The sequence below is a fragment of the Pseudomonas sp. FP597 genome, from assembly GCF_030687435.1.
In the GTDB taxonomy this organism is placed as follows: domain Bacteria; phylum Pseudomonadota; class Gammaproteobacteria; order Pseudomonadales; family Pseudomonadaceae; genus Aquipseudomonas; species Aquipseudomonas lactucae.
In genome coordinates this window covers 2,333,746-2,357,261 of sequence record NZ_CP117432.1, presented here as the reverse complement: position 1 = coordinate 2,357,261, position 23,516 = coordinate 2,333,746, and the positions used below count along the sequence as shown (strand labels likewise).

Genomic DNA, 23,516 nt, shown 5'->3' with positions numbered 1-23,516 from the left:
AACAGCATTGTATTTTTTAGCTCATACAGGGAAGGGATAGCTATGTCTGCATATACCGTTACAGGCTCATTGACCCACTTTAGAAAGGGATCATTGGACTTATTTTCCGCCAAGCCTGAGCACTACGCATTCTCAAATATCTTTGACGTCGCGCAACGTTCAGATTTTTTCGAACGCGTTGCCGTTACCAAAAATATCGAATACGTCACCGAAGTGATAAAGATCCAACATGACTCCCCTTGGTTCATCGCCGCCCATGATGAGTTTGCCCTCATCATGGATGGTGATGTCACGCTCACTTTTTTTACTGTTCCCCCTCAGACGTTGCCGGCGCCGGCGTCGCAAGGCGCTCATTTACTAGAAGCGCCGCCGTCGGGAGCGTGCATGGGAAACGTCCAGGCCCGCCGCGGACACCTTGTCCTGCTACCCGCCAACACCGCTTACCGTTTGGGAAGTGACCAACCTGCCGTTGCATTGATTCAGACCCTATCAGGCGACCTGACGCAAGAGCGTTGGGCCGACATTTGTGCACGTGGCTAACCGTTCGCCACCTTACCGGAGCTCATCATGTCGCAGACATTATCCGCAGCACCTCAATCATTTGAAACGCTCGACACGGAGTATCAACTCTTTAGCCTGGGACAGTTCTCCTTTAGCAGGGATAACAACTTTGCAATTATCCGCTGGCCGGGCGGTGTTCACTATATGCACGTTGAACTGTTCCTAAGCGCCATGGTACGAGACTTGGGCTGGGAGTTTCTTTATGGCTGGATTTTCTTCGACGATATATTCGGCACCATTAATTATTATGGAAAAGTTGAAGTGTTCGCGGGCACCCATCATCCCAGCTACAAAAAAGCCGGGATCGCTTATCACGAAACGTTCGATACGGAGCAGGTCCTGGAGGTCTTCCAAGGCATCGCGAACGACTGGATCAATGAAGGGTATGACCCATTGTGTGTCCCGCGCGAGACAGGTTCGGCTCACGGCCCCAAAGGCAGGCCAGCTCGGATTTCCCTGACGCGAGGTTTCACCCAGCCAGCAAAAAGGATGCTCGGCCTGCCCGGCGATGCAGTCGCCCGATCCAGCGCTTCCGGGCAGCCCATCAGTGAGTCGTTTAAAGATCTGCATCTGGAGTTTGATCGGCCACAGGTGAAAACAGAACCCGGTTTCGAGGGTAGCCTTCATGCAGTCAATGTGTTCGATCACATTGCTCGCTCCGAGGTGACCTGGATACCGTCGACGGTTTCCTCCACGCGCAACAGTCTTTTTTGCATGTCCAGCGAAGAGCACGTGTTACCGGTAACTCACGGTAACGACCGCCCGGAATGGTTCATACAACTGACCGATGAAATTCACTGGACGCTTCAGGACAAAGAAACAGGCGCGCCCTTAGGCCGAGTCGCCATGCGCCCTGGGGACGTGTGCGCGATGCCTGCCGATATTCGCCATAAAGGCTTTGCGCCCAAACGCGCCATGCTCCTGGTTCTGGAAAACAGCACGCCCGACCTGCCACCTTTATATGCCAACGGCACGTTAGCGCCTTATCCCGTCGAGTTCTGAAACTTAACCTCACTGAGGGTCCGCTTGCCCAGGGTTCATTCGCTGCCTGGGCGAGCGGCATCAATGCCCACCTCTAAAAAACAGATGAGTCACTGCAAATGTGGATTGTCCAATATGCACTGAGCCGCCGCTACACCATCGCGGTCATTGCGCTGATGCTGTTGATTTTTGGCGGGCTCTCTGCACGGCACATGCCGACCGATATCCTGCCCAGGATCGATATACCGTCGGTCAAGGTGCTCTGGACGTATAGCGGACTACCGGCGGCAGAAATGGCAGCGAAGATTACTTCACTGTCAGAAATTTCAATTCTTAATAATGTTGATGACCTGAAACAGGTGGGCTCACAAACAATCAATGGGATCGGGATGATTCGCGTGGACCTGCAACCCGGCGCGCCCATAGATCGTGCGCTGACGCAGATCACAGCAGTGTCACAGACCATGCTCAGGCGCATGCCGGCAGGGACTGCACCACCATTCATCGTGCGTAACAACGTTTCCAGTACGCCCGTGTTGCAGTTGGTACTGTCTTCTGACTCGATGACCGAAGCTCAGTTGTACGATTACGCACGGCTGCAACTGCGCTCCCAGATTCAATCCATCCCCGGCGTTCTCATGACGCTTCCGTATGGTGGCGCCGCGCGCCAAGTCATGATCGATCTCAACCCTGTGGCGCTGCAAACCTATAACCTCACGGCAAACCAAGTCACCAGCGCCATTGAACACGGTGCTCCTACGCTACCGTCGGGCAGCCTGCGTGAAGGGCCGCAGGAGTTGCAGGTTACTGTGCAGGCCAGCCCTGTCGACGTGAAGGGTTTCATGAGTCTCCCCATCAAGTCGAATGGAACTAACGTCATCTATGTCCGTGATGTTGCTTCAGTGCGCGATGGCGCAGCACTGCAAACCAGTATTGCGCGAATGGATGGCGCCAGCGCCGTTTCCGTATCACTGATTAAACTGGGCGGTGCGTCCGCCGTGGATATAGTCAGGGCCGTCCGGGCGCGTTTGCCGGAGGTGATTGCTTCGGCCCCTGCCGGAATGCGCATCGAAGCCGTGTTCGACCAGTCAATATTCGTCAACAACGCCATTCAGTCCGTTGTTCACGAGGGCGTATTGGTCGGCGTACTGGTAGCGCTGGTCGTGCTTATGTTCATTGGTTCGTGGCGTTCGAGTCTGATTGTGCTCGCCAACATCCCACTGGCGCTCCTGGCTTCGACGCTGGCGCTGCACCTGCTCGGCAATACTTTCAACATTATGACGCTGGGCGGCCTGGCACTTGCGATTGGCATACTGGTCGATAACGCGGTGGTCGACGTAGAGAACACCAACCGGCACGTCGCGATGGGTAAGGCGGTACCCACCGCCATTCTTGATAGCGCAAAAGAAGTGGTATTCCCAGAGTTTGTATCCACGCTGTGCATTTGTATCGTGCTCACGCCGATCCTATTGCTGACAGGCCTTTCCTCCTGGGTATTCGCCCCTCTGGCCCTGGCGGTAATCTTCGCCATGCTCGCATCTTTCATGCTCTCGCGAACGCTGATCCCCGTACTGTGTTCATTGATGCTGCCGAAGGACCTTGAAGCACGTGCTTCCCCGAAGGGCCGTATGGCGCCCTTGCTACTGGCTGCCAACCATCGGGTAGAGCAGGTCATCGACCACATCAGGGATCGGCAGAGTCGCCTGCTCAATAGCTTGCACCAGAACGGCACGAAGCTTCTCATCAGCTTGGCGCTCCTGCTTGGGCTGGGTGTGCTCGCAGCAACTTCCCTGGGGCAGGAGTACTTCCCGCAAATAGACGCTGGTCAACTGCGCCTGCAAGTGCGCTTTCCTGCCGGCCTCCGAATTGAGGAGACAGCTCAAAGGTTGGCAGCCGTACAGCGAGAAATTCGCAAGATTATCCCTCAGGACGAATTGCAGACTCTTTACGAACAAATCGGCATTCCCGACCCCATCAACCTAGGCTTTGTCGACAGCGCTGTCGTCGGCCCGTTCGAGGCGGAGGTGATGATCCAGTTGCGAGCCCATCACGCACCCAGCGCAGGTTATCTTGACGAAATACGTCAGCACATTGCGTCGAAGTTTCCGGATATCGTGATGTTTGACCGCCCAGCCGATGCTACCAGCCGCACGCTGGCGGGCTCGGCACTGGGTGCTTTCGAAGTAAAGATCACTGGGCGCGATACACAAGGCAACCTCAAGATTGCTCGTGCGATCCAGTCCAGGCTCAGGACGGTCCCTGGTGCGACGGATGTCGCGTTGCAGCAGGTGCTTGATCTACCGGAATACTACATCCAGATCGACAGAACCCGGGCGGCACAGCTGGGCATCAGCTCGGAAGATGCCAGCCGGGCAATATTGTCAGTACTGGGATCGGCAAGCACCGTCTCGCCCATTTACTGGGTAGACCAGGCCACGACATTAGCCTACGTCGTACAAGTGCAAGCACTTCCAAATGACCTTCAGAATATTGACACTCTGCTCAACATACCGGTGCGCACCTATACCAATGGCGAACAGGTCCTACTACGCACCATAGCCAGCGTGGCAAGACGCACCGTACCAGCCAGTATCGACAAAACGATGCTGGCCCCCACCCTCAATGTTATTGCCAATATCCGTCAAACCGACTTAGGGACCGTGCTTCATGCGCTGACGAATGTGATCAACACATTGAGTCCTCAGCTCAAACCCGGGAACCATATTGAAATAGGCGGACAGGCACAAGCCATGCAGTCGGCCTATACCGAGCTTACTAATGGATTGGCGCTCGCCGCACTATTGGTGTTCCTGCTCCTGGTGGTCAACTTTCAATCCTGGACCTACCCTTTAGTGGCCATGTGCGGACTACCCTTTGCCCTCACCGGCTCCGCGATTTCACTATGGGTTACCCACACCCCGCTTTCTGTTCCGGCGCTGATGGGCGCAATGATGGTCATCGGCGTCTCCACGGCGAACAGCGTACTGGTCACCAGTTTCGCCAGGAATCTCATCATTACCGGTCATGACCCTGAGCTCGCGGCCTTCGAGGCCGCCTCGGTACGCCTCAGGCCCGTCCTGATGACTGCGTGCGCCATGCTGCTTGGCATCATTCCCATGGCATTGGGCCTGGGTGACGGCGCAGAGCAAAACGCGCCTTTGGGCAGAGCCGTGATTGGCGGGCTATTGCTGGGAACACCAGCGACCTTGCTCGTCGTCCCGGCGATCCTTGCGGCGTCAGGTCGGCGACGCAAAGCCCGACACCTTTCTTCGCTCACTGCCGAACGCCTTTCTTGACCCCAGGATCCACCATGTCAACCTCACCTTGCACCGGCACTTCTTCTTGCTTGCGTTTCATCTCGTTGACGACGTTGCTTCTCGCATTCTCCCTTGCCGGCTGCGATGCAAAATCAGCATCGGCAACCGATGAAACTGCAAGCCCTCAAGTGAAAACCGTGACGGTAAGAGCCGCGCCGGACACGCAGACGCTCGTCCTGCCTGCGACGTCGCGCCCCGGCGAACACGCATTCATTTTTGCCCGAGCCACCGGCATTCTCACCAAACGGCAGGTGGATATAGGCGATACGGTGGCGAAGGGGCAAGTGCTGGCCGAGGTCAGTGCGCCCGAAATTGACCAACATGTTCGCCAGGCGAATGCCCAACTGCAACTGGCGGCGGCCAATGCAAAGCTATCAGCAAGCAACCTGAAGCGGGCACAGACATTGGTGTCGTCGGGGGCGATAGCGCGTGAAGTCTACGAACAGCGCCAGGCCAGCTATGCGGTGGATCAAGCCTCCTGGGCTGCGGCCACTGCGCAGTTGGCAGGCCTGGAAGAGGAACAACGCTTCCAGATCGTCAAAGCCCCCTTTGCTGGCGTGGTGTCGGCCCGCAACGTAGATGACGGCGATAGGGTGATAGGCGATCAAGCAGCGAGCACATTGCCGCTCTTTGAACTGAGCAGCCTGAACCCCCTGCGAGTTGTGGTTGACGCCCCGCAGAGTGCAGTGATGCACATCCGCCCCGGGATAGCGGCGACCGTCCAGTTCCAAGGACTTTCCGGCCCCGCCATGAAAGCAACCGTCACCCGTATGGCAAAAAACATTTCGGGAAGCAGCGGCGGCATGCGCATCGAACTCAGGCTTCCAAACCCAGGCAATCGAATCCCGTCCGGCATGGCGGGTGAAGTCGAACTGGCAATACCTGCTCAACCTGCGGTGCTTGTGCCAATCTCTACCGTTGTTCAGGACGGCGCCGGAGCGCATACCTTGCGCCTACGCAAGGACAACACCGTCGAGTACTGCATAGTCACACTGGGTCGTAACCTAGGGGACATGGTTGAGGTCATTTCCGGGCTTGGGGACGGCGACACATTGGTGTTAAGCCCCAATGCGCTGCTGCAACGGAATACGAAAGTGACCGCCATTCAATAGTGGCGAGATTAAAGGACAATCGATGACGGGTAAGTAAATGCCGCAGCCCTTAATTCTCGATCGGCATGGGTGGATAACGGGTTTGTCGGCCTTCATAATCGGAGAGACGAAATCTTGGCGGATGAACAAGCCCCATGAAAGACAGGGCACCGTTCCCCCCTTAAGATAGGGGATAGGCGAACGGGTAATGAGATGGTAACTCCCACACATTGCGAGGGCTAAGCTTTCGCAGGGTGTTTTTATTTCGGAGACCATCACATGAGCGATTTAGCACCAGTCTCTTTTTTTCCTTTTCTTAATTCCAGTGACTGCCACCGTATTCCGGCCTTAAAAAATAGGGTGGCAGCGTCTTGACGCTCCCCTGTGACAGGCTTATACAAAGGCCGTGGTTCGCTGTCGTCGACAGCCCAGCCCAGGTAGCCAGAACCTTCAAGGCTACGCCACGTTAGTGGTGGTTTACCCAAGTGCGATCAGCGTTCGGAAGCTCGCGCGGTTACCGCTTCAGCGGTGATGAATGCCCACTACCTCATGCCTGCGAATCACCACCGCAGACGTTTCTCTGCTGCACCGCTATTCCCCCAGACGCATCGTTCTGATCGTCATCGGCTTGCCGGTGGCGAGTCGTTCATTGCTCGACTTCACCTTACCTACCCTGACGGGGACTCACTTCCCCGTCAGGGACTGTGCGTCACCGTTTTCCCTTGAAACAGGAGAACCACCATGGCCCACGCCAACCATTCCCAAGAAGCGACCACCTACTTCAACCTGCACACCGTCGGTATCGGCTACCTCAACCGTGTTCGTGAAGTACAAGTCCGCCGCGGCCAGCCATTCATGGCCTGCGATATCGCAGCCCTGCACGGTGCCACCGATGCGGTCGAGTACACCCGCTTCGACTGCAAAGTCGCTGGGGGTGAAGCTGAACGCTTGATTCGTCTCTACATGGACGCCGTCAAAGCCGAGAAAAAGGTCTTGCTGTCGTTCCGTATCGGCGATCTGTGGATCGATCCGTTTCTCTACGAGAAAGGCGATAAACAAGGTCAACCGGGCGCCAGCCTGAAAGGCCGTTTGCTGTTCATCGACTGGATCAAGGTCAACGGCACGTTCGAGTACAAAGCGCCCGCCAGGCAGGAAGCAACAGCACCTGCTGAGCAAGCGCCGATCAATGAACCCTCTACAACGTCGGCTGATGCCGAAGCCGAGGAGACCGAACATCCAACAGAGGCTCGGGTCGAACCTGAATCTCAACCCACTCCCCGCACGGCTCGCCGTGACGCCTCCCGTACCGTTCAGTCCGCCTGAACAGTCCACGATGTTCCTCATCAAGGCGCTCCCTCGAGCGCCTTTTCTTCAATCAGCACAGGAGAACCAACATGGAATCCTTCTGGCTTTGCGACGACTGCCTGTTCGCGGCTGCTTACGAGGACTACAGCACGTTATCGCTCTACTACACGACGGATGAAATCGAGAAACGCATCGCCGGTATCCATCGTGGACTGGTTCGGTTAATGCCCATCAGTGCCGACTTCGATCCCGAAACCGGCTGGGGAATAAAAGCCTTTTCCCCATTGCCCTGCGACAGTTGTGGTTCATACCTACACGGTCAACGCCACCGATTCACTCGGCTGTAAACAGCGCGTCACCTGCTAACGCCCACAACTCTATATCCACCTCGGGGACACCACTCCCCTCGGGTGTGTACCCCTGATTGTTGCCTTCGGAGGTACCACCATGAGCACCCAACTCACACTGATCGAGACTTCGGATTTCGAGGCTGATCGTATCGTCCAAGAAAACCAGGTGATCGACGAAGCACTGCATATTCTGGATCGTCGGCTGTTCGCCCGAGGTCCTAACCTGACATCGCCCGACACCGTGGCCGCATACCTAAAACTGCATCTTGCGCAACAAGAGCATGAAGTCTTCGGTGTGATTTTTCTCGATGCCAAACACCGGGTGCTGGCGTTCGAAGTCCTCTTTCACGGCAGCATTGATGGCGCCAGCGTTTACCCCCGCCAAGTCGTTAAGCGTTCCCTAGCGCATAACGCTGCGGCCGCCATTTTTGTTCACAACCACCCCTCAGGGTGTACGGAACCCAGCCAGGCGGATCGCGTCTTGACCGCACGGCTGAAGGAGGCCTTGGCCTTGATCGAAGTGCGCTTACTGGATCACTTCATCGTGGGTGAAGGTCGTCCACTTTCTCTTGCCGAACATGGCTGGCTTTAATCCTCAAAGGCGTCTTCGGGCGCCTTGTCCATTATCATTCTGGAGAACCTTCATGAACCCCACGCACCAAGCTGCAGCCGTGCTGACGGCCCCCAACCCATTTGCTCGCGGTTACGACAACCTTCATATCGAACGGCTGCTACTGATCACCTACGAAAACGACTGCCCTCCCTGCTTTCGACCCGTGCACGACTCACAAGCCCATCTGCCCGACAATGAGCTGCAACTGTTCGCCTGCCTGTTCAATGACGATTTCGCCTTGATCAGCGAAAGCCAATCCATTTCGGATGATTTGGATGAACGCTGCCAGTCCACTGGGCTAGTACGCCAAGTAATCTACGCTGTGATAGGCGAAATGCTCAACGAGCGGCATCACCTCGGTGATCTGTACTCCCTGGAAGAGGCACAAGCCATGGTCCATCGCTTGAGCTTCGAAACGGGACACTACAGTCGAGCCTGGGAAATCAGCACCGCACATCTTCCCGAAGCAGCGATGCTTTATCTGAAAGAGTGGGTCAGTAACTTCGCTCTGCGGCAGACCGGCCTTTTGTTCGGGCTTTTTACGCTTCCAGATTGCTGCGGTATCGGTTGCAAATTGATCGGCACGCCATGGACGGACGATAACTTGTTGAACAATGAGGGCAATCGTTATTCGAGCTTGAGACAAGAACAACTCGACGCAGGCACACCGGAAGCCTTGGTCAACGTACTGCATCTGGCGGCATTGGCGGATGTGCGATTGTTGATCTTCGACCCCGACGCTGCCGTCTTGGATGGGCTCGCCATTTTCGATGAATAGCAACGTGTTCAGCGTTAACACGACCCACCTCAAATCAACTTTCTCACTGAATCGTTCCTTCACCTCATGTCAGGTTCTGCACTGAATCTGATATGAGGTTTCTTCCATGAAGCGTTTTTTCACGCCTGTCTGCCTGCTGGGTTTGTTGAGCGCCTGCACCGCGCAAATCCCCGACCCTTTGCCGACCAATCCAGAGATAGACAGTGGCTCCAATCGGGCCGAGCACTCGAAGGGCATAGCCGAAGAAAGCCATCCGGCAGAGCTTCGTTATGGCCGCTACACGCTGGTTAGCACCGAGCCCACCACGGAACAACGCGATCTTCTTGCCCAAATCATTGACGTGAGCATCCTGTCCAGCCTGAACCCTTCAGTGCAGGAGGCTATGCAGTACGTATTGCAGCGCTCGGGCTATGCGCTCTGCCCCGTTACCCCGTCGGTGAGGGTGCTGTTTACTCGGCCCCTGCCCGCGGCCCATTACCGGCTCGGCCCGATCTCTTTGCGCCGCGCGCTCCAAGTGCTCGCTGGCCCCGCCTGGCTACTCACGACCGACGAAGTCAGCCGTTCAGTCTGCTTCGAACAGCAGAAAACGGAGGCCGGCGGCACGCTGATCACACCCGTCTCGCCCCATCTGTTGGAGGCACACCCATGAGAGCCTCGACGTTTCAAACCCTCATCATTGGACTACTTTGCTTGGCGGTCGCCGGCCTGAGCGGTGGTTTGTATAACCAGTATCAACGCGTGGCCGAACTGCAGAGCACGAACAACCAACACCTACAAACCCTGGACACCCTGCAACATGATTCAAGCGCACTCAAGGATGCCCAGGAGAAGCTGCAGTACGCGCTGAAAGACCTTAAGCAGACGGTCGATACTGGTGAGCAACAGGTCAATACCCTCGATCCGATGTTGGATCAGTGGGCGCAAGAGATACAGGAACTGCGCGATAGTCTCGCAGCCCGCGCCACCCAGGCAGACCTGACAGCGCTGCGCGCACGCCTTGAACAGGTCGAGCAGCAGCTCCTGGAGCACAAGACCCAGCCATTACCCCCATCGCCGACGCCTTCTGCGACCAAACCGAAAAAGAACACTCGATCCGAACCCACCCCGCTCTCGCCACCGTTTTCAGTATTGAGTGTCGAGTCCCGCGGTGGTGAGCGCTTTCTGGCGGTCGCGCCTCATGACAGTCGCTCGCTCACGGATGTCCGGCTGCTACATAGCGGTGAGCAGCAAGGGGCTTGGCGCCTGAAAAGACTGGAGCCGAACTCAGCCATCTTCGCGGTGGCCGCTCAGCCAGATCAGACCGTGCACCTCCCTTGAGTAGTGATCATGAACAAAGCGCTACTGCCCACCGTTGTCTGTCTCGTTTCGCTACTGAGCACAGGAGCAGCGATGGGCAATCCCATGACGACACCGTCACGAATACAGGACACGCAGTCCGCTCCCCTAGGGCGCTCTCACTCTGAACAGGCGGCAAGCTGGGGTCTGACGGAGCAGGAGTGGACGCGTTTCGAACAGATCCAAGCCAGCCCGCGCGGTTTCTGGAGCCCGAACCTCGATCCGTTGACCGCACTCGGGGTCGAAGCCCAGACCGACCAAGAGCGCCAGCGCTATGCCGAATTACAGGTAGCGCTGGAAGCCAAACGCGCCGAGCGCGAGTTGGCTTACCAAAACGCTTACACCGCGGCATGGACCAAGCTATTTCCCGGGCTGCTGCCGATCCAGGGCATGGCGTCCCCACCCCCTGCCAGCTCATCAGTCATGCCGCGCCAGGCCCTGTTTGTGGAGGACCACTGCCAGGCGTGCACCGACGAAGCGCAGCGTCTGCAAAGCAGCGACACGGCGTTCGATATCTACCTGGTGGGCAGCCAAGGCCAGGATGAACGCGTCCGTAGCTGGGCTCGGCAAGCGGACATCGATCCGGCCAAGGTTCAACACCGGCAGATCACCCTGAACCATGACCGTGGTCGCTGGTTCAGCCTGGGTGCTCCGGGGCCATTGCCTGCCACATTTCAACAGGTGAACGGACAATGGCAACGCCTCGACTGAGTGGTCTTGCGCTCCTGCTGACGATGCTCGCCGCCCAGGCGGACGAACTTCCGCCTCCGGCCTATCAACTGGCGGCGCATAACGCCGGCATCCCTTCGACGGTGCTGTTCGCGATTGCCCAGCAGGAGAGTGGACTCCGCGTCCGTGATCGACTGCTGCCCTGGCCGTGGACCTTGAACATCGCCGGTAATCCTTACCGCTTCGCCACTCGCCAGGCCGCCTGTCACGCCTTGCTTCAGGCGCTCGCCCTGCATGACGCCAAGCGGGTCGATGTCGGTCTTGGACAAACCAACCTGGGTTACCACGGGCAACGTTTTTCCGTTCCCTGCGAAGCCCTCGATCCCTACCGAAATCTCGCCGTAACCGCCGCACTGTTGCAGGAGCATCACGCCGCCACCGGTGATTGGGTCTTGGCTGCCGGGCGCTATCACCGTCCGGCAGGAGGCGCGCCGGCAGCACGCTACCGTGCTGGCTTTTCCCAGAGACTCGAACAACTGCTGATTTCCTTTGAACAGGGCACACCACCATGAAGCGAATCACCATTGCCTGTTATTTCATCCTGCTCTTGGCACCTTTCGCCCAGCCGGAACTGACCGTAGCCGGAGATCAGCCTAGCGACTTCACACACCCCGATTCTCCAGCCATGGGCGTGCCGATAAATAACAGAGTTCAGGCTGATCGGCCCGTGCATGCGGACCTGTCCACGTTTGCCGATGAAACCTGGATACTGCCCGTCCGTAGCTCCCACTTGAGCCCCGGCCAGATCACGTCACGGGCTCTGAGCATGCCGGGCTTACAGCCATTTTTCCTGGTTGGTGACGATCCCCAGTCGCTGACTTGGCTGCGTCAACGCGCTCCTGAACTGCAGGAAATGGGCGCGGCAGGCCTCGCCGTCGAAGTGGTCGATAATGAAGCCCTGGCCCGGATTCGAGCAGTTGCTCCGGGCATCACCATCCTGCCGGTCAACGGTAACGACATCGCCACCCGCCTGCAGATTGAGCACTACCCCGTCTTGATCACTGCCACCTCACTGGTACAGTGAGTCCAGGTCATGGCCGAGCATGCGATGGAGTCCAAGCTCCGGCCAGCGGTGGAGCTGTACACCGTAGCGATCTGCATCGCTGCCGCGGTGTTGTGCGTATACTCGCCCTGGGCTGTGGCCCTGTCACCCGAGATCGGTCGGGTTGCAGCGCTGGCCTATGCCCTGTTCGGCCTGATCCGGCTGCGCCAAGCCAGGGAGGTGTTGCGCTATCGACGCAATATCCGCCGGCTGCCCCGCTACGAACTGACCAGTCGGCAGATTCCGGTTAGCCGTAAGTGGTTGTTCATGGGTCGTGGCTTTCGCTGGAGCCGTCTACACACCCAGCGCTTGGTCGAGGCCCAGGATCCGGCGGTCGCCCACTATGTCGACCAACCGACCAGCTACCGTCTGGCCCGTGGACTCGAACGGCGCCTGGAGCATGCACCGTTTCCACTCTCGATACTGGCCCGTGTCACGGCCTGGGACAGTGCCTTCAATCCGTTGCGTCCTTTGCCCCCGGTAGGTGGCTCGCCACTATTGCATGGGGTCGAGCCCGATGAAACGGAAGTCAGTCTGCCGCTGGGCGAACGAGTCGGACACACCCTGGTGCTCGGCACTACCCGTGTAGGCAAGACGCGACTCGCCGAGGTGTACATCACCCAGGACATTCATCGCATCGAACATGAGGTGGTCATCGTCTTCGATCCGAAAGGCGATGCTGAATTGCTCAAACGAATGTATGTCGAAGCCAAACGGGCCGGTCGGGATAAGGAGTTTTATGTTTTCCATCTAGGCTGGCCGGAGATCTCTGCTCGATACAATGCGGTGGGACGCTTCGGGCGTATCTCGGAAGTGGCGTCACGCATCGCCGGGCAGCTCAGCGGCGAAGGTAACTCCGCGGCCTTTCGCGAGTTTGCCTGGCGTTTCGTCAACATCATCGCCCGCGCATTGATCGAGTTGGGTCGACGCCCGGACTACCTGCAGATCCAACGGCATGTGGTCAACATCGACGCACTGTTCATCGAATACGCCCAGCAGTTTTTCGCCAAAACTGACCCGAAGGCGTGGGAAGTGATCGTCCAGCTTGAAGGCAAACTCACCGAGAAAAACATTCCCCGACATATGATCGGGCGCGAAAAGCGTGTCGTGGCCATCGAGCAGTACCTGGCGGTGAAACGGGTATTCGATCCAGTGTTGGATGGACTGCGTTCGGCGGTACGCTATGACCGTACTTACTTCGACAAAATCGTGGCCTCGCTACTGCCGCTGCTGGAGAAACTCACCACAGGCAAGACAGCCCAACTGTTGGCCCCCGACTACACCGATCTGGACGACCCACGGCCGATCTTCGACTGGATGCAGATCATCCGAAAACGCGGGATCGTCTACGTCGGCCTGGATGCGCTGACCGACGCCGAGGTGGCCGCCGCTGTGGGCAACTCCATGTTTGCCGATTTGGTCTCGGTCGCTGGCCACATATACAAACATGGCATTGACCATGGTCTGCCCCAATCGGGTAACAATAGTGACAAGTTGCCGATCAACCTGCACGCCGATGAGTTCAATGAGTTGATGGGCGATGAGTTCATCCCGCTGATCAACAAGGGCGGTGGCGCCGGCATCCAGGTGACGGCCTACACCCAAACCCTGAGCGATATCGAAGCGCGAATCGGCAACCGAGCCAAGGCCGGCCAGGTTATTGGTAACTTCAACACCCTGCAGATACTGCGGGTGCGCGAAACCGCCACTGCGGAACTGCTCACCCAACAGTTGCCCAAGGTTAACGTGCTGACCAAGACCCTGGTGTCGGGTGCCACCGACACCTCCGATCCTGAGGCCAACACGGACTTCACATCCTCCTCGCAAGACCGCGTCAGTAGCACCAGCGTGCCCTTGATCGAGCCGGCTCATATCGTCAGTTTACCCAAGGGGCAAATGTTCTCCTTCCAGACCGGTGGGCAGCTCTGGAAAGTCCGCATGCCGTTGCCAAAACCCTCCAACGACGATGCCATGCCCAAGGACCTGCAGGAGCTCACCCAGCGAATGCGGGCGACCTATAACGCGCAGGCGGGGCAATGGTGGAGCGCAAGCGGTGGCGGCCCAACTACCAACTTCGATCTGGATCAGGCCGGGTAGCCCGCCCCTGCTGCAGGTTTTTGACTCAGCAGAAAACTATCCAGAAGGATCGTGATGGCATCGACTCTGCAACGCACAATGGAGTGAACGATGGCGACTTCCACCCAGAACACGCCGCCACAACCAATCCAGCGCCCAGGATTAATCGTCTCGGTGATTGGCTTGGTTTTACGCATTATTGGTGTACTGATCGCCTCGTTGCTGTTCTCGATCCTGATCGAGTTTGCAGGTTTATTGCTCTTTTGGGGCGATCAGGGCTGGCGGCACAGCCAGGCCATGCTGACCAATGAACTGGGCTGGCTTAGTCAACACTTCAAATCTTCACTCATCCTCCAGCAGCCTGGGCGAACGATCATCCAGATACTGGAATTTCTCAATCAGTGGTTGTTGGTCAAGACCGGCTTTGCAGATTTTGCCCAGCAGGCGCGGGGGCCTAACCATGGCAATGGCTTCTGGGAGTGGATCAACCAGTTCTACGTAACCATTGAGGATTTCATGCTGACGGCTGTGTATGTCACCTTTACCTTCGTGGTGCGCCTTACCATTCTGGTCCTGGCCATCCCCCTGTTTCTGCTGGCCATGTTCACTGGTTTTGTCGATGGACTGATGCGCCGGGACCTACGTAAATTTGGCGCAGGGCGAGAAAGTAGCTTTGTCTACCATCGAGCTAAGCGAGCCGTGATACCACTGCTGATCGTGCCCTGGGTTATCTACTTGTCCCTACCCTTTTCGCTCAATCCCATGGCTGTGTTTTTCCCTTGTGCTGTGATGCTCGGCATCATTACGGCAATCACGGCAACGACATTCAAGAAGTATCTCTGATTCGGAAAAACCAGTTATTCTTTACATGTCCCGATGCCAGGATAGTTATCCTGCGACCCAAAACTGACACACCATACGAATGCAAATAAAACTGCTAGAGGTCGTCTTCGACTCCCATTATGGGTTAGAGCATCAGATGAAATGTAGGCTTCCAAGATTTTGGCGAAATTCAAGGATCTAACCAGCAATTAAACTGGTGCAGGACCGGGTCAAGACTTGCACTCTGGTTTTATCATTCGCACCGATAAAAAAGGGCCCTTACAGGCCCTTGGTCATCAAACTGATCTTACTGAGTACGCCACGAGTCAACAACGTCTGCGCCAAACTCGACTTTCCATTCTTTCAGTTGTCGATGATTTCCTCCCTTGGTTTCGATCACCTCACCCGAGTTTGGATTCTTGTAAATCTTCACTTCGCGAGCCTTACGGATGGCCTTTACGGAGGCAACTATTGGTGCCGAGGTACGACGGCCAGCCTCTGGATCCAGGATGCCAATGATGTTCTTCAAGCTGAAGCCGTACTCGCCAAGCAACGCACGTAGTTTGCTCTCAAATTCCATTTCTTTTTTCAGACCGGAGTCACTTTTCATCGACTCGAGCTCTGCGAGCTGTTCGGCCAGTTGTTGTTCAAGCTTGCGAAATTCAGCCAAACGAGACATGTGAAACTTCCTTCAGGTTAGGGAAATGAGAAGTGAACGCCCCCATACTAAGCGATGATTGACTCTTCGTCACCCATACGCGTTTCAAGCAAAAGTGAATCCACTCATTGCCCTATGAGCAACACATTACTCATGGGGAAGGATTGCTAGACTGGGCTCTCTTTTTCGCCCAATCGATTGCTAGTGTATGTGTGGGTAAGTTTCTTCCGCTCGCCTCCAAAAAAGCGATACATCCCATCTCGCGTTTTATACTGAGTAATTCAACCCCTAACTTGATGCTGGCGCCATCTCCACATGGACCAGTATCATGTCGACTACCGTCTTTCGCTGCTTGTTATTCCTTTCACTGGCCATCGCTCATGGCAGCGGCTATGCCGCATCGACTCATGAACTGGAACAGTTCAGCCTAGTCCAGCAGCAACTCGACACTCTCGAACGCCTTGCGACGCGAGCGGAGGCAGCCCGTACCCTTGAACCAATCGAACGATATCGATTCGACTACCCCCGACTGACCCAGGACATTCAGCGCATCCGCCAAGGGGTGCAGAGCTATCTGTTCCCCTCCCGTGCGCAACCCCGCGACCCCAGTGAACTGGTCGGCGACTACCGCCTCGACACTCCGATTGCAGAGTCCTCGCCATGAGCATGACTGACGCTCAGATCGCAGCGTTCCAAAACGCCGCCGGCTTCGCACCGCAGAGCAGTTCGACGCTGTGGTTGTCCCTAGTTCTCGTCCTGACCTTGCTGTGGTGCGCCTGGGTGATGTGGACGGCTTACCGGGGTTGGGCGAGCGGCAGCGTGCGCTTTGGAGCCTTCGGCGGCAGCGCCGCACGCGTGCTGCTCACCTTGCTGGTTTTGATGTTCTTCACCCTGTCCTAACCCAGGAGATCGCCGCCATGCTCAAGTGCTTTACCCCTCTGAAAAACAGCCTGCGTGATCGTGCGAGCCAGCGCTTGATCGGACTGCTGCTGGTGCTCGGCCCAAGCCTGGCTTTTGCCGAGCTCCCCACCATGGAAGCCCCTTCGCGCGGCGAAGGATCCGGGTTGATCGAGACGATCAAAAACTATGCCTACGACGGCGGCATCCTGCTCGGTCTGCTGATCGCCCTACTCGCTTTCTTGGGGGTGGCGTGGCACTCATTGACCGTCTATGCCGACGTGCAAAACCAGCGCAAGACCTGGAAGGACCTCGGTGCTGTAGTCGGAATCGGAGCTCTGTTGGTGGTGATCATCATCTGGTTCCTGACCAAAGCCGCCGCGATTCTGTGAGATCGATATGAGCGACACTATCGAACGCCTTGCCGACGGCACCTTGGTCTTTTTGCCTGAGCGACTCAATCGTGATCCGGCCGTATTGCGCGGCTTGACCAATGATGAGATGTGGGTAGCACTCGGTACCGGCGCCGTCATTGGCCTGCTGCTGGGCGTTCCTCTGACGATTGCCACCGCCTCCATTGCCGTGGCGCCCACCAGCATGATCGGGGCCATGGCGGTGGTGCTATTTTTCGGTGGCACGCTACTGCGTCGAGCCAAACGGGCCCGGCCAGATACGTGGTTGTACCGCAAGCTCGAATGGATACTGGCCAGTCGTTGGCGCCTGGGTCGTGGGAGCTGGATCCTTCACTCCGGCGCCTGGACGGTTCGCCGTTCGCGTCGGCTGCGCCCTGCTCTGTCGCGGTGGCAACCATGAGTCGCTTTCGAAACAAGGTGGATGCCCAACAGGCTCATATCTTCAGCTTGCGTCTGGCGGTAGTGATCCTTGCCCTGGTCTGTGCCGGGCTCTGGTACGGCTGGCGTTCGGCACCGACCGATCTGACCGTGCATGTACCCCCAGATCTGCGCTCGGGAAGCACGCGCAAGTGGTGGGATATCCCCTCAGAGAATGTGTATGCCTTCGCCCTGTACATCTTTGGCCAACTCAACCGCTGGCCTTCGGATGGCGAACAGGACTACCGCCGCGCTATCTACAGCTTGCAGTCCTACCTGACACCCGCCTGCAAGGCCTTCCTCGACGGCGACTATGAGTACCGCAAGGCCGCCGGCGAGCTGCGCCAGCGGGTACGTGGTGTCTACGAAATTCTGGGCCGAGGCTACAGCGAAGATCCGGAACTCAGGGTCAAGCAACTTGATCGCGATAGCTGGCTGGTCACCCTCGACCTCAACGCCGATGAGTACTACGCGGCCGAACCAGTGAAACGGGTGGTGGTGCGTTATCCATTACGCGTGGTGCGTTTTGATCTGGACCCCGAACGCAATAAGTGGGGGCTGGCACTGGACTGTTATCAGGGCACTCCGCAAAAAATCTCCCTGCCTGGAGGTGAACCATGAAGTGGATGTCTACCCTGGGGCTCACCATCGCACTGATGCTATGGGGAGTTGCAGCACAGGCCGTCGAGTTGATGCGCTGGGAACGCATCCCTCTCGCGGTCCCGCTGTTGATTAATCAGGAGCGTGTGGTCTTTATCGAGGAGGATGTCCGAGTCGGCGTCCCCTCAACTCTGACCGGCAAGCTGCGCGTGCAATCTACCGGCGGCACGCTGTACCTGCGCGCGTCAGAAGCCATTGCACCTACCCGATTACAACTGCAATCGGTCGCGACGGGCGAGATCATCCTGCTGGATATCGCCGCCACGCCTGGCGATCAACCACTCGAGCCCGTGCGTATTATCAAGAATGCTCCGGCGCAGACTACCGAGACGGAACCCAGCACCGTCCTTGTTCCAGAACGTACGCCGATCCCGGTCGCTTTGACGCGCTACGCCGCACAAAGCCTATACGCACCTTTACGTACCGTTGAGCCTCTGCCCGGCATACGTCGCGTCCCGCTCAAGCTGCGCACCGCACTGCCGAACTTGCTGCCGACTGAAAACGTGTCCAGCACGCCCATCGCCGCTTGGCGACTAGGTGATTACTGGGTGACGGCGGTGAAGTTACGCAACCTTGGTTCAGCGACGGTGCAACTCGATCCGCGTCAACTTCAGGCCAAGTTGTTCGCCGCGTCCTTCCAGCATGCTTTCCTCGGGCCTGTCGGCAGCCCTGAAGACACCACGATTGCTTACCTCGTCACCCGCGGTGCCGGCCTCGAACACGCCGTGCTGCTCCCGCCCGTTACACGAGGTGCTGACGATGAAAGCTAACGCCTTGCTCAAATGGCTGGTACCGGCTGTGTTGCTAGGCGTGGTGTTCATCATCCTGAAAACTTGGGTCGCGGGTGGTACCTCGCCTTCGTCGGTAAGTCCGACTGCTCAGGACAACCTCCAGTTATCCGCCGAGCAGGCCAAGTCGCTCGGCATTGCGGGTGACACCCCACGCGACACGGTTGCCACCCTGGTCGGCCAGGTGAAGGCCATGCGCAGCGACATGCTCGGCCTGAAAAAACACAACGATTCGCTGCAGGCGGAGAACAACCGCCTTCGCGAGCGGGAAAACAGCGTCGATTCGCGTATCCAGACGGCACTTGGCAGCGTGACCCAGCAGGTCGACGAAGGCCGCCGCCAAGCCAACGAGGCCCGGCTCAAAGCGGAACAAGACAGTCGTCAGGCTCGCGGTCTGCTGACGCAATTGCAGGATCAGTTGTCGGGGCTGGCTGGCAAGAGCAAGGACATGCCGATTGGATTGGGGCTTGAGCCCGGCGACGGCGCTCAGTTCGAAGGGCGACACTCTGCCAATGATGCGCTGCAGTGGATTGAACCCTCGGATGCTCCGTCCACCGACGCCAGAGGCAAAACCATGACTTCCTCCGCACTGAGCCTGCCTACCGCTTTCAACTCTCTGGACGGCTTGAAAGACAACGCGATTGATCGCAGCCAGAAACAGCTACGTGCAGTTACCAAGGGTGAGCGCGACCTGACGCGATCCGTTGATCGTACCGAAGGCGCGAAGCCGGTCTACACGATCCCCGAAAACGCCACGCTGATGGGCTCGGTCGCCATGACTGCGCTGATCGGCCGGGTCCCGGTGGACGGCACCGTGAATGACCCCTATCCCTTCAAGGTGCTGGTCGGTCCGGAAAACCTGACCGCCAACGGCATCGACCTACCGGACGTCGCGGGGGCCGTGATGAGCGGCACGGCGTCCGGTGACTGGACCCTGTCCTGTGTACGCGGACAGGTCGAGTCAATTACCTTTGTGTTTACCGATGGCACCATCCGCACGGTGCCTCAGCCGAAGGCAGTAGCCAGCCGCAATGCTTCCACCACCCAGAGCTCGAACACCGACAAGATCCGTGGCGGGCTCGGTTATCTGTCCGATCCGTATGGCATTCCTTGCATTGCCGGCGAGCGCCGCTCGAACGCCCAGCAATACCTCGGCAGCCAAAGTCTGATCACGGCAGCTGGCGCAGGTGTCGCTGCCTTGCTAGGAGATGAGCAGAACAACAGCAGTGTGATCAGTTCGGGCGGCAATACGCTCGGGCTTACCAACAGCACAGGCAACAGCGCGCTGAATTCAATTCTCAGTGGTGGGGTCAGCGACATCCGCGAGTGGATCAACAAACTGTATGGCGAGACCTTTGCTGCCGTGTACGTGCCACCGTCCGCCCAAGTCGCGCTACACCTCGACCATGAAATCACCATCGACTACGAGCCCAAGGGCCGGAGCGTTCGCCATGAAAAAGACCATGCTTCTCTGCCTGACTTGGATTAGCTTGCTCTGCTGGGTCCTGACGGGGTGTTCCACCGACAAAGAAACGCTTCTGCCCCATGGCGAGCAAACCATGCTGGACATATGGAACGGCGCCGGTTCGCAAGGCACTCAGCAGCAATTGTTAGATGCTCGGCAGCAGCTACGCCGCCCGTTGGCTCAGACGGATTTCTCCGCGTCTGTCCAGGAACCGTATACGCGCACCGCAGCGAACGAGATCCACAATCTGTTCCCTCGCCTGCCCAATCCCGATCTGGTGCTGTACGTGTATCCGCACTTGAGTGGTACCGAGCAGGCACCGATCCCCGGTTACTCGACCGTCTTTCCGTTCTACCAACGGGTGCAGTACGCATTACCCGGTGAACGCCAGGAAGACTTGTAATGCGTAGCGGCGGTTCGGGTAACCGCACTGGCGCGTGGAAAGCCTGGCGCAACCCATTACGTCCTCGCGCCACGCTGGCCGATGACGCCGCACTCTACGCACACAACCCCAGCTTCACCGATCACCTGCCTTGGGTCGAATACCTCGACACCGAGCAGTGTTTTCTGCTCGATGACAACCGCTCGGTGGGCGCGGTGCTTGAGTTACTGCCCATCGGCACCGAAGGGCGAGAACCCGATTGGTTGATGGCCGCCCGCGATGCCCTTGAGGATGCCTTGCAGGACAGTTTTGATGAGCTGGATCAAACGCCTTGGGTGGCGCAGTTTTTCTGCCTGGACGAAAACGACTTCACTCCCTACCTGACACAGCTCACCGATTATATTCAGGACAGCGCTGGAGGCACGGTCTTCACCGAGACGTATTTGGAGCTCATCCGCCGTCATCTCAAAGCCATCGCCAAGCCCGGTGGCCTGTTCGAGGATAAGGTGGTGACGCGCCTGCCCTGGCGCGGCAACAACCGACGGGTGCGCCTGGTGGTCTATCGCTGGCTTGAGTCTGGCGCCGAGGAGACGGGACTCACCCCGGTACAATCCCTGCAGCAGGCTTGCGAACGTATTGCAGCTTCATTGCAGGCGTGCGGCGTGCAATCGGCACGAGTTGATGGCCGCGGTTTTTATGCCTGGTTATTGCCCTGGTTCAATCCGGCGCCCAGGCTCACCGATGAAGCGCCCGAGGACTTTTACCAACGTATCGCCTATCCGGAGCCTGCTGATGGCGAGTCGCTGGAATTGCCCTTCGATCACGACTTCGCCGAACGGTTGTTCTTCAACGAACCGTGTTCGGATGTGCAACGAGGACTCTGGTACTTCGATGGGCAACCCCATCGGGTCATGGTGGTGGACAAACTGCGACGGGCACCGTCGATTGGTCAACTCACCGGAGAAACCCGTAAGGGTGATGCAGTCAATGCCCTGTTCGACCAGTTACCCGAAGGCACGGTGATGAGTCTGACCTTGGTGGTCAAGCCGCAGGATGTGCTCGAAGACCAGTTAAACCGGTTGGCGCGCAAAGCCATCGGTGAAAACCTGGCCTCGACCCAGACCCGTCAGGATGTCGAAGAGGCTCGTGCGATCATCGGTCGCCAGCACAAGCTATACCGCGGCACCCTGGCGTTCTACGTGCGCAGTCACGATGAACAGCAACTGCACCAGCGCTCGGTCAGCCTGGCCAACGCGCTGTTGGGCGCGGGGCTGCAACCGGTACGCGAAGGCGATGAAGTCGCCGCCTGCAACAGCTACCTGCGTTGGTTGCCGATGGCCTATAACCCGGCCCGCGACACACGCAACTGGTACACCCGCCTGATGTTCGCCCAGCACCTGGCGAACCTCGTCCCGGTGTGGGGCCGAAGCACCGGCACCGGCCACCCGGGCATCACCCTGTTCAACCGCGGCGGCTCGCTATTGAGCTTCGACCCGTTATCACGCCTGGACCGGGCCATGAACGGGCATCTGCTGTTATTCGGCCCGACCGGTGCCGGCAAGTCGGCCACCCTGGTCACCCTGCTGATGCAGGTCATGGCGGTGTACCGCCCTCGCCTGTTTATCGTCGAAGCAGGCAATTCGTTTGGTTTGCAGGGCGACTACTTCGCAACGCAGGGCCTCTCGGTCAATAAGGTCCAATTAAAACCTGGCGCCTCGGTCAGTCTCGCACCGTTCGCCGACGCTTGGCGCCTGGTCGAGCAGCCGGATCAGGTAGCGAGTCTGTCTGTCGATGAGCTGGACGATGAGGTGGTAACCAGTCGCGAAGACCAACGTGATGTGCTCGGCGAATTGGAGATCACCGCCCGGCTGATGATCACTGGCGGCGAGGCCAAGGAAGAGGCGCGCCTGAGCCGGGCCGATCGCAGCCTGATCCGTGAGTGCATTCTCGATGCGGCGCAGACTTGCGTCACCACGGCCCGCCAGGTACTGACCCGCGACGTGCGTGACGCCTTGCTGCGCGTCGCTGCTGACCCGCATTTGCCAGAGAAGCGTCGCGAGCGTGCCCAGGAAATGGGCGAGTCCATCGACCTGTTTTGCCAGGATTTTGAGGGCGAATTGTTCGATCGCGAGGGCACGCCTTGGCCCGAGAGCGATGTGACCATTGTCGATCTGGCCACTTACGCTCGCGAAGGCTATGAGGCACAGATGTCCATCAGCTACATCAGCCTGATGAACACCGTGAACAACCTTGCCGAGCGCGACCAGTACCTTGGACGGCCGATCATTATGGTCACCGACGAAGGCCATATCATCACAAAGAACCCGCTGCTGGCGCCATTCGTGGTCAAGGGCACGAAGATGTGGCGCAAGCTCGGCGCTTGGTTCTGGCTGGCGACGCAAAACCTTGCCGACTTTCCCTCTGCCGCGCAGACCATGCTCAACATGATCGAATGGTGGATTTGTTTGAACATGCCGCCCGCGGAAATCGAAGAGATCGCACGGTTCAAGAAACTCACGCCGTCACAGAAAGCTTTGTTGCTCTCCACCAGTAAGGAGCCTGGGAAATACACTGAGGGGGTCGTGCTGTCGAAAAAACTCGAAACGCTGTTTCGAGCCGTGCCACCCAGCCTTTACCTCGCTCTTGCCATGACGGAGCCCGAGGAAAAAGCCGAGCGCTGGAGGTTGATGCAGGAGAACGGTTGCTCGGAGTTGGAAGCGGCTTTCCAGGTAGCTGAGCGTATTGACCAGTCCCGAGGAATCGGGACATAAGGAAAGATTTTGAGCCCATATGGCGTTACATCTGCGCAGGGCTGGAGGGCGGTTTTGTGCTGGAT

25 protein-coding genes are annotated in these 23,516 nt (G+C 57.9%); 24 read left to right on the top strand and 1 reads right to left on the bottom strand.

What is annotated here, in order from left to right:
- Positions 1–42 precede the first annotated feature (42 nt).
- The 15 genes from PSH66_RS11045 (at position 43) to PSH66_RS10975 (ending at position 15,021) form a co-directional block, all read left to right on the top strand.
- Positions 43–540 carry a hydroxyquinol 1,2-dioxygenase gene (locus PSH66_RS11045; protein ID WP_205347504.1) on the top strand — a complete coding sequence of 166 codons (498 nt, stop codon included), beginning with the start codon at positions 43–45 and terminating at the stop codon, positions 538–540.
- A gap of 27 nt (positions 541–567) precedes the next feature.
- Complete coding sequence (locus tag PSH66_RS11040) at positions 568–1,563, top strand: hydroxyquinol 1,2-dioxygenase (protein WP_179028445.1); 996 nt, start codon at positions 568–570, stop codon at positions 1,561–1,563.
- Positions 1,564–1,661: 98 nt separating this feature from the next.
- Positions 1,662–4,838 (top strand): efflux RND transporter permease subunit, encoded by a 3,177-nt coding sequence (locus tag PSH66_RS11035; RefSeq protein ID WP_305429054.1) that lies wholly within the window; start codon positions 1,662–1,664, stop codon positions 4,836–4,838.
- 14 nt (positions 4,839–4,852) lie between these two features.
- On the top strand, positions 4,853–5,971 hold the full coding sequence (locus tag PSH66_RS11030) for an efflux RND transporter periplasmic adaptor subunit (protein WP_205490841.1): 1,119 nt from the start codon (positions 4,853–4,855) through the stop codon (positions 5,969–5,971).
- A gap of 720 nt (positions 5,972–6,691) precedes the next feature.
- Complete coding sequence (locus PSH66_RS11025) at positions 6,692–7,273, top strand: STY4534 family ICE replication protein (protein WP_069787753.1); 582 nt, start codon at positions 6,692–6,694, stop codon at positions 7,271–7,273.
- Positions 7,274–7,344: 71 nt separating this feature from the next.
- Positions 7,345–7,602, top strand: coding sequence for a hypothetical protein (locus tag PSH66_RS11020; RefSeq protein ID WP_069787754.1), 258 nt, complete (start codon positions 7,345–7,347; stop codon positions 7,600–7,602).
- A gap of 100 nt (positions 7,603–7,702) precedes the next feature.
- A complete protein-coding gene (gene radC / locus PSH66_RS11015; protein WP_205490844.1) occupies positions 7,703–8,197 on the top strand; it encodes a DNA repair protein RadC in 495 nt (164 codons plus the stop codon).
- Positions 8,198–8,249: 52 nt separating this feature from the next.
- Entirely contained in the window at positions 8,250–8,996 is a 747-nt protein-coding gene (locus PSH66_RS11010; RefSeq protein ID WP_205490847.1) for an ABC transporter substrate-binding protein, read from the top strand.
- Positions 8,997–9,102: 106 nt separating this feature from the next.
- Positions 9,103–9,645 carry a PilL N-terminal domain-containing protein gene (locus tag PSH66_RS11005; protein ID WP_205490849.1) on the top strand — a complete coding sequence of 181 codons (543 nt, stop codon included), beginning with the start codon at positions 9,103–9,105 and terminating at the stop codon, positions 9,643–9,645.
- Complete coding sequence (locus PSH66_RS11000; RefSeq protein ID WP_205490852.1) at positions 9,642–10,313, top strand: chemotaxis protein; 672 nt, start codon at positions 9,642–9,644, stop codon at positions 10,311–10,313. The genes PSH66_RS11005 and PSH66_RS11000 overlap by 4 nt, the downstream gene beginning before the upstream one ends.
- Before the next feature lie 9 nt (positions 10,314–10,322).
- Positions 10,323–11,042, top strand: coding sequence for a TIGR03759 family integrating conjugative element protein (locus PSH66_RS10995; RefSeq protein ID WP_069787759.1), 720 nt, complete (start codon positions 10,323–10,325; stop codon positions 11,040–11,042).
- Entirely contained in the window at positions 11,024–11,572 is a 549-nt protein-coding gene (locus PSH66_RS10990) for a lytic transglycosylase (protein WP_069787760.1), read from the top strand. Before PSH66_RS10995 ends, PSH66_RS10990 begins: the two co-directional genes overlap by 19 nt.
- Positions 11,569–12,084: an integrating conjugative element protein gene (locus PSH66_RS10985; protein WP_205490855.1), complete on the top strand. Its 516-nt coding sequence runs from the start codon at positions 11,569–11,571 to the stop codon at positions 12,082–12,084. Before PSH66_RS10990 ends, PSH66_RS10985 begins: the two co-directional genes overlap by 4 nt.
- A 9-nt stretch (positions 12,085–12,093) precedes the next feature.
- Positions 12,094–14,199 (top strand): type IV conjugative transfer system coupling protein TraD, encoded by a 2,106-nt coding sequence (gene traD / locus PSH66_RS10980; RefSeq protein WP_179028449.1) that lies wholly within the window; start codon positions 12,094–12,096, stop codon positions 14,197–14,199.
- A gap of 90 nt (positions 14,200–14,289) precedes the next feature.
- Positions 14,290–15,021: a TIGR03747 family integrating conjugative element membrane protein gene (locus PSH66_RS10975; RefSeq protein ID WP_069787763.1), complete on the top strand. Its 732-nt coding sequence runs from the start codon at positions 14,290–14,292 to the stop codon at positions 15,019–15,021.
- Positions 15,022–15,307: 286 nt separating this feature from the next.
- Here PSH66_RS10975 and PSH66_RS10970 read toward each other — a convergent pair whose 3' ends face one another.
- Positions 15,308–15,679, bottom strand: a complete 372-nt coding sequence (locus tag PSH66_RS10970) for a histone-like nucleoid-structuring protein, MvaT/MvaU family (RefSeq protein WP_069787764.1) — start codon at positions 15,677–15,679, stop codon at positions 15,308–15,310.
- Between the two features lie 307 nt (positions 15,680–15,986).
- Here PSH66_RS10970 and PSH66_RS10965 point away from each other — a divergent pair, with 307 nt between their 5' ends.
- From PSH66_RS10965 to PSH66_RS10925, 9 genes are read left to right on the top strand one after another with little or no spacing between them, the layout of a single operon-like run.
- Positions 15,987–16,322: an RAQPRD family integrative conjugative element protein gene (locus tag PSH66_RS10965; protein ID WP_069787765.1), complete on the top strand. Its 336-nt coding sequence runs from the start codon at positions 15,987–15,989 to the stop codon at positions 16,320–16,322.
- Complete coding sequence (locus tag PSH66_RS10960; protein ID WP_069787766.1) at positions 16,319–16,558, top strand: TIGR03758 family integrating conjugative element protein; 240 nt, start codon at positions 16,319–16,321, stop codon at positions 16,556–16,558. The genes PSH66_RS10965 and PSH66_RS10960 overlap by 4 nt, the downstream gene beginning before the upstream one ends.
- 17 nt (positions 16,559–16,575) lie before the next feature.
- Positions 16,576–16,947, top strand: a complete 372-nt coding sequence (locus tag PSH66_RS10955) for a TIGR03745 family integrating conjugative element membrane protein (protein WP_069787767.1) — start codon at positions 16,576–16,578, stop codon at positions 16,945–16,947.
- Positions 16,948–16,954: 7 nt separating this feature from the next.
- Entirely contained in the window at positions 16,955–17,368 is a 414-nt protein-coding gene (locus PSH66_RS10950) for a TIGR03750 family conjugal transfer protein (RefSeq protein ID WP_069787768.1), read from the top strand.
- Positions 17,365–18,006, top strand: coding sequence for a PFL_4703 family integrating conjugative element protein (locus PSH66_RS10945; protein ID WP_069787769.1), 642 nt, complete (start codon positions 17,365–17,367; stop codon positions 18,004–18,006). The genes PSH66_RS10950 and PSH66_RS10945 overlap by 4 nt, the downstream gene beginning before the upstream one ends.
- Positions 18,003–18,815, top strand: a complete 813-nt coding sequence (locus tag PSH66_RS10940) for a TIGR03749 family integrating conjugative element protein (RefSeq protein WP_069787770.1) — start codon at positions 18,003–18,005, stop codon at positions 18,813–18,815. The genes PSH66_RS10945 and PSH66_RS10940 overlap by 4 nt, the downstream gene beginning before the upstream one ends.
- Entirely contained in the window at positions 18,805–20,322 is a 1,518-nt protein-coding gene (locus PSH66_RS10935; RefSeq protein ID WP_205490858.1) for a TIGR03752 family integrating conjugative element protein, read from the top strand. The genes PSH66_RS10940 and PSH66_RS10935 overlap by 11 nt, the downstream gene beginning before the upstream one ends.
- Positions 20,285–20,701 carry a TIGR03751 family conjugal transfer lipoprotein gene (locus tag PSH66_RS10930; RefSeq protein WP_069787772.1) on the top strand — a complete coding sequence of 139 codons (417 nt, stop codon included), beginning with the start codon at positions 20,285–20,287 and terminating at the stop codon, positions 20,699–20,701. Before PSH66_RS10935 ends, PSH66_RS10930 begins: the two co-directional genes overlap by 38 nt.
- Positions 20,701–23,451: a conjugative transfer ATPase gene (locus PSH66_RS10925; protein WP_205519997.1), complete on the top strand. Its 2,751-nt coding sequence runs from the start codon at positions 20,701–20,703 to the stop codon at positions 23,449–23,451. Before PSH66_RS10930 ends, PSH66_RS10925 begins: the two co-directional genes overlap by 1 nt.
- Positions 23,452–23,516 lie beyond the last annotated feature (65 nt).

Excerpts from the sequence above, each read along its gene's own strand:
- PSH66_RS10935 (WP_205490858.1), top strand. The coding sequence starts at position 18,805 with ATGAAAGCTAACGCCTTGCTCAAATGGCTGGTACCGGCTGTGTTGCTA.
- PSH66_RS10955 (WP_069787767.1), top strand. The coding sequence starts at position 16,576 with ATGCTCAAGTGCTTTACCCCTCTGAAAAACAGCCTGCGTGATCGTGCG.
- PSH66_RS10940 (WP_069787770.1), top strand. The coding sequence starts at position 18,003 with ATGAAGTGGATGTCTACCCTGGGGCTCACCATCGCACTGATGCTATGG.
- radC (WP_205490844.1), top strand. The coding sequence starts at position 7,703 with ATGAGCACCCAACTCACACTGATCGAGACTTCGGATTTCGAGGCTGAT.
- PSH66_RS11040 (WP_179028445.1), top strand. The coding sequence starts at position 568 with ATGTCGCAGACATTATCCGCAGCACCTCAATCATTTGAAACGCTCGAC.
- PSH66_RS11020 (WP_069787754.1), top strand. The coding sequence starts at position 7,345 with ATGGAATCCTTCTGGCTTTGCGACGACTGCCTGTTCGCGGCTGCTTAC.
- PSH66_RS10950 (WP_069787768.1), top strand. The coding sequence starts at position 16,955 with ATGAGCGACACTATCGAACGCCTTGCCGACGGCACCTTGGTCTTTTTG.
- PSH66_RS10945 (WP_069787769.1), top strand. The coding sequence starts at position 17,365 with ATGAGTCGCTTTCGAAACAAGGTGGATGCCCAACAGGCTCATATCTTC.
- PSH66_RS11005 (WP_205490849.1), top strand. The coding sequence starts at position 9,103 with ATGAAGCGTTTTTTCACGCCTGTCTGCCTGCTGGGTTTGTTGAGCGCC.
- PSH66_RS11025 (WP_069787753.1), top strand. The coding sequence starts at position 6,692 with ATGGCCCACGCCAACCATTCCCAAGAAGCGACCACCTACTTCAACCTG.
- traD (WP_179028449.1), top strand. The coding sequence starts at position 12,094 with ATGGCCGAGCATGCGATGGAGTCCAAGCTCCGGCCAGCGGTGGAGCTG.
- PSH66_RS11035 (WP_305429054.1), top strand. The coding sequence starts at position 1,662 with ATGTGGATTGTCCAATATGCACTGAGCCGCCGCTACACCATCGCGGTC.
- PSH66_RS11010 (WP_205490847.1), top strand. The coding sequence starts at position 8,250 with ATGAACCCCACGCACCAAGCTGCAGCCGTGCTGACGGCCCCCAACCCA.
- PSH66_RS11030 (WP_205490841.1), top strand. The coding sequence starts at position 4,853 with ATGTCAACCTCACCTTGCACCGGCACTTCTTCTTGCTTGCGTTTCATC.
- PSH66_RS10985 (WP_205490855.1), top strand. The coding sequence starts at position 11,569 with ATGAAGCGAATCACCATTGCCTGTTATTTCATCCTGCTCTTGGCACCT.
- PSH66_RS10925 (WP_205519997.1), top strand. The coding sequence starts at position 20,701 with ATGCGTAGCGGCGGTTCGGGTAACCGCACTGGCGCGTGGAAAGCCTGG.
- PSH66_RS10995 (WP_069787759.1), top strand. The coding sequence starts at position 10,323 with ATGAACAAAGCGCTACTGCCCACCGTTGTCTGTCTCGTTTCGCTACTG.
- PSH66_RS10930 (WP_069787772.1), top strand. The coding sequence starts at position 20,285 with ATGAAAAAGACCATGCTTCTCTGCCTGACTTGGATTAGCTTGCTCTGC.
- PSH66_RS10990 (WP_069787760.1), top strand. The coding sequence starts at position 11,024 with ATGGCAACGCCTCGACTGAGTGGTCTTGCGCTCCTGCTGACGATGCTC.
- PSH66_RS10975 (WP_069787763.1), top strand. The coding sequence starts at position 14,290 with ATGGCGACTTCCACCCAGAACACGCCGCCACAACCAATCCAGCGCCCA.
- PSH66_RS10970 (WP_069787764.1), bottom strand. The coding sequence starts at position 15,679 with ATGTCTCGTTTGGCTGAATTTCGCAAGCTTGAACAACAACTGGCCGAA.
- PSH66_RS11000 (WP_205490852.1), top strand. The coding sequence starts at position 9,642 with ATGAGAGCCTCGACGTTTCAAACCCTCATCATTGGACTACTTTGCTTG.
- PSH66_RS11045 (WP_205347504.1), top strand. The coding sequence starts at position 43 with ATGTCTGCATATACCGTTACAGGCTCATTGACCCACTTTAGAAAGGGA.
- PSH66_RS10960 (WP_069787766.1), top strand. The coding sequence starts at position 16,319 with ATGAGCATGACTGACGCTCAGATCGCAGCGTTCCAAAACGCCGCCGGC.
- PSH66_RS10965 (WP_069787765.1), top strand. The coding sequence starts at position 15,987 with ATGTCGACTACCGTCTTTCGCTGCTTGTTATTCCTTTCACTGGCCATC.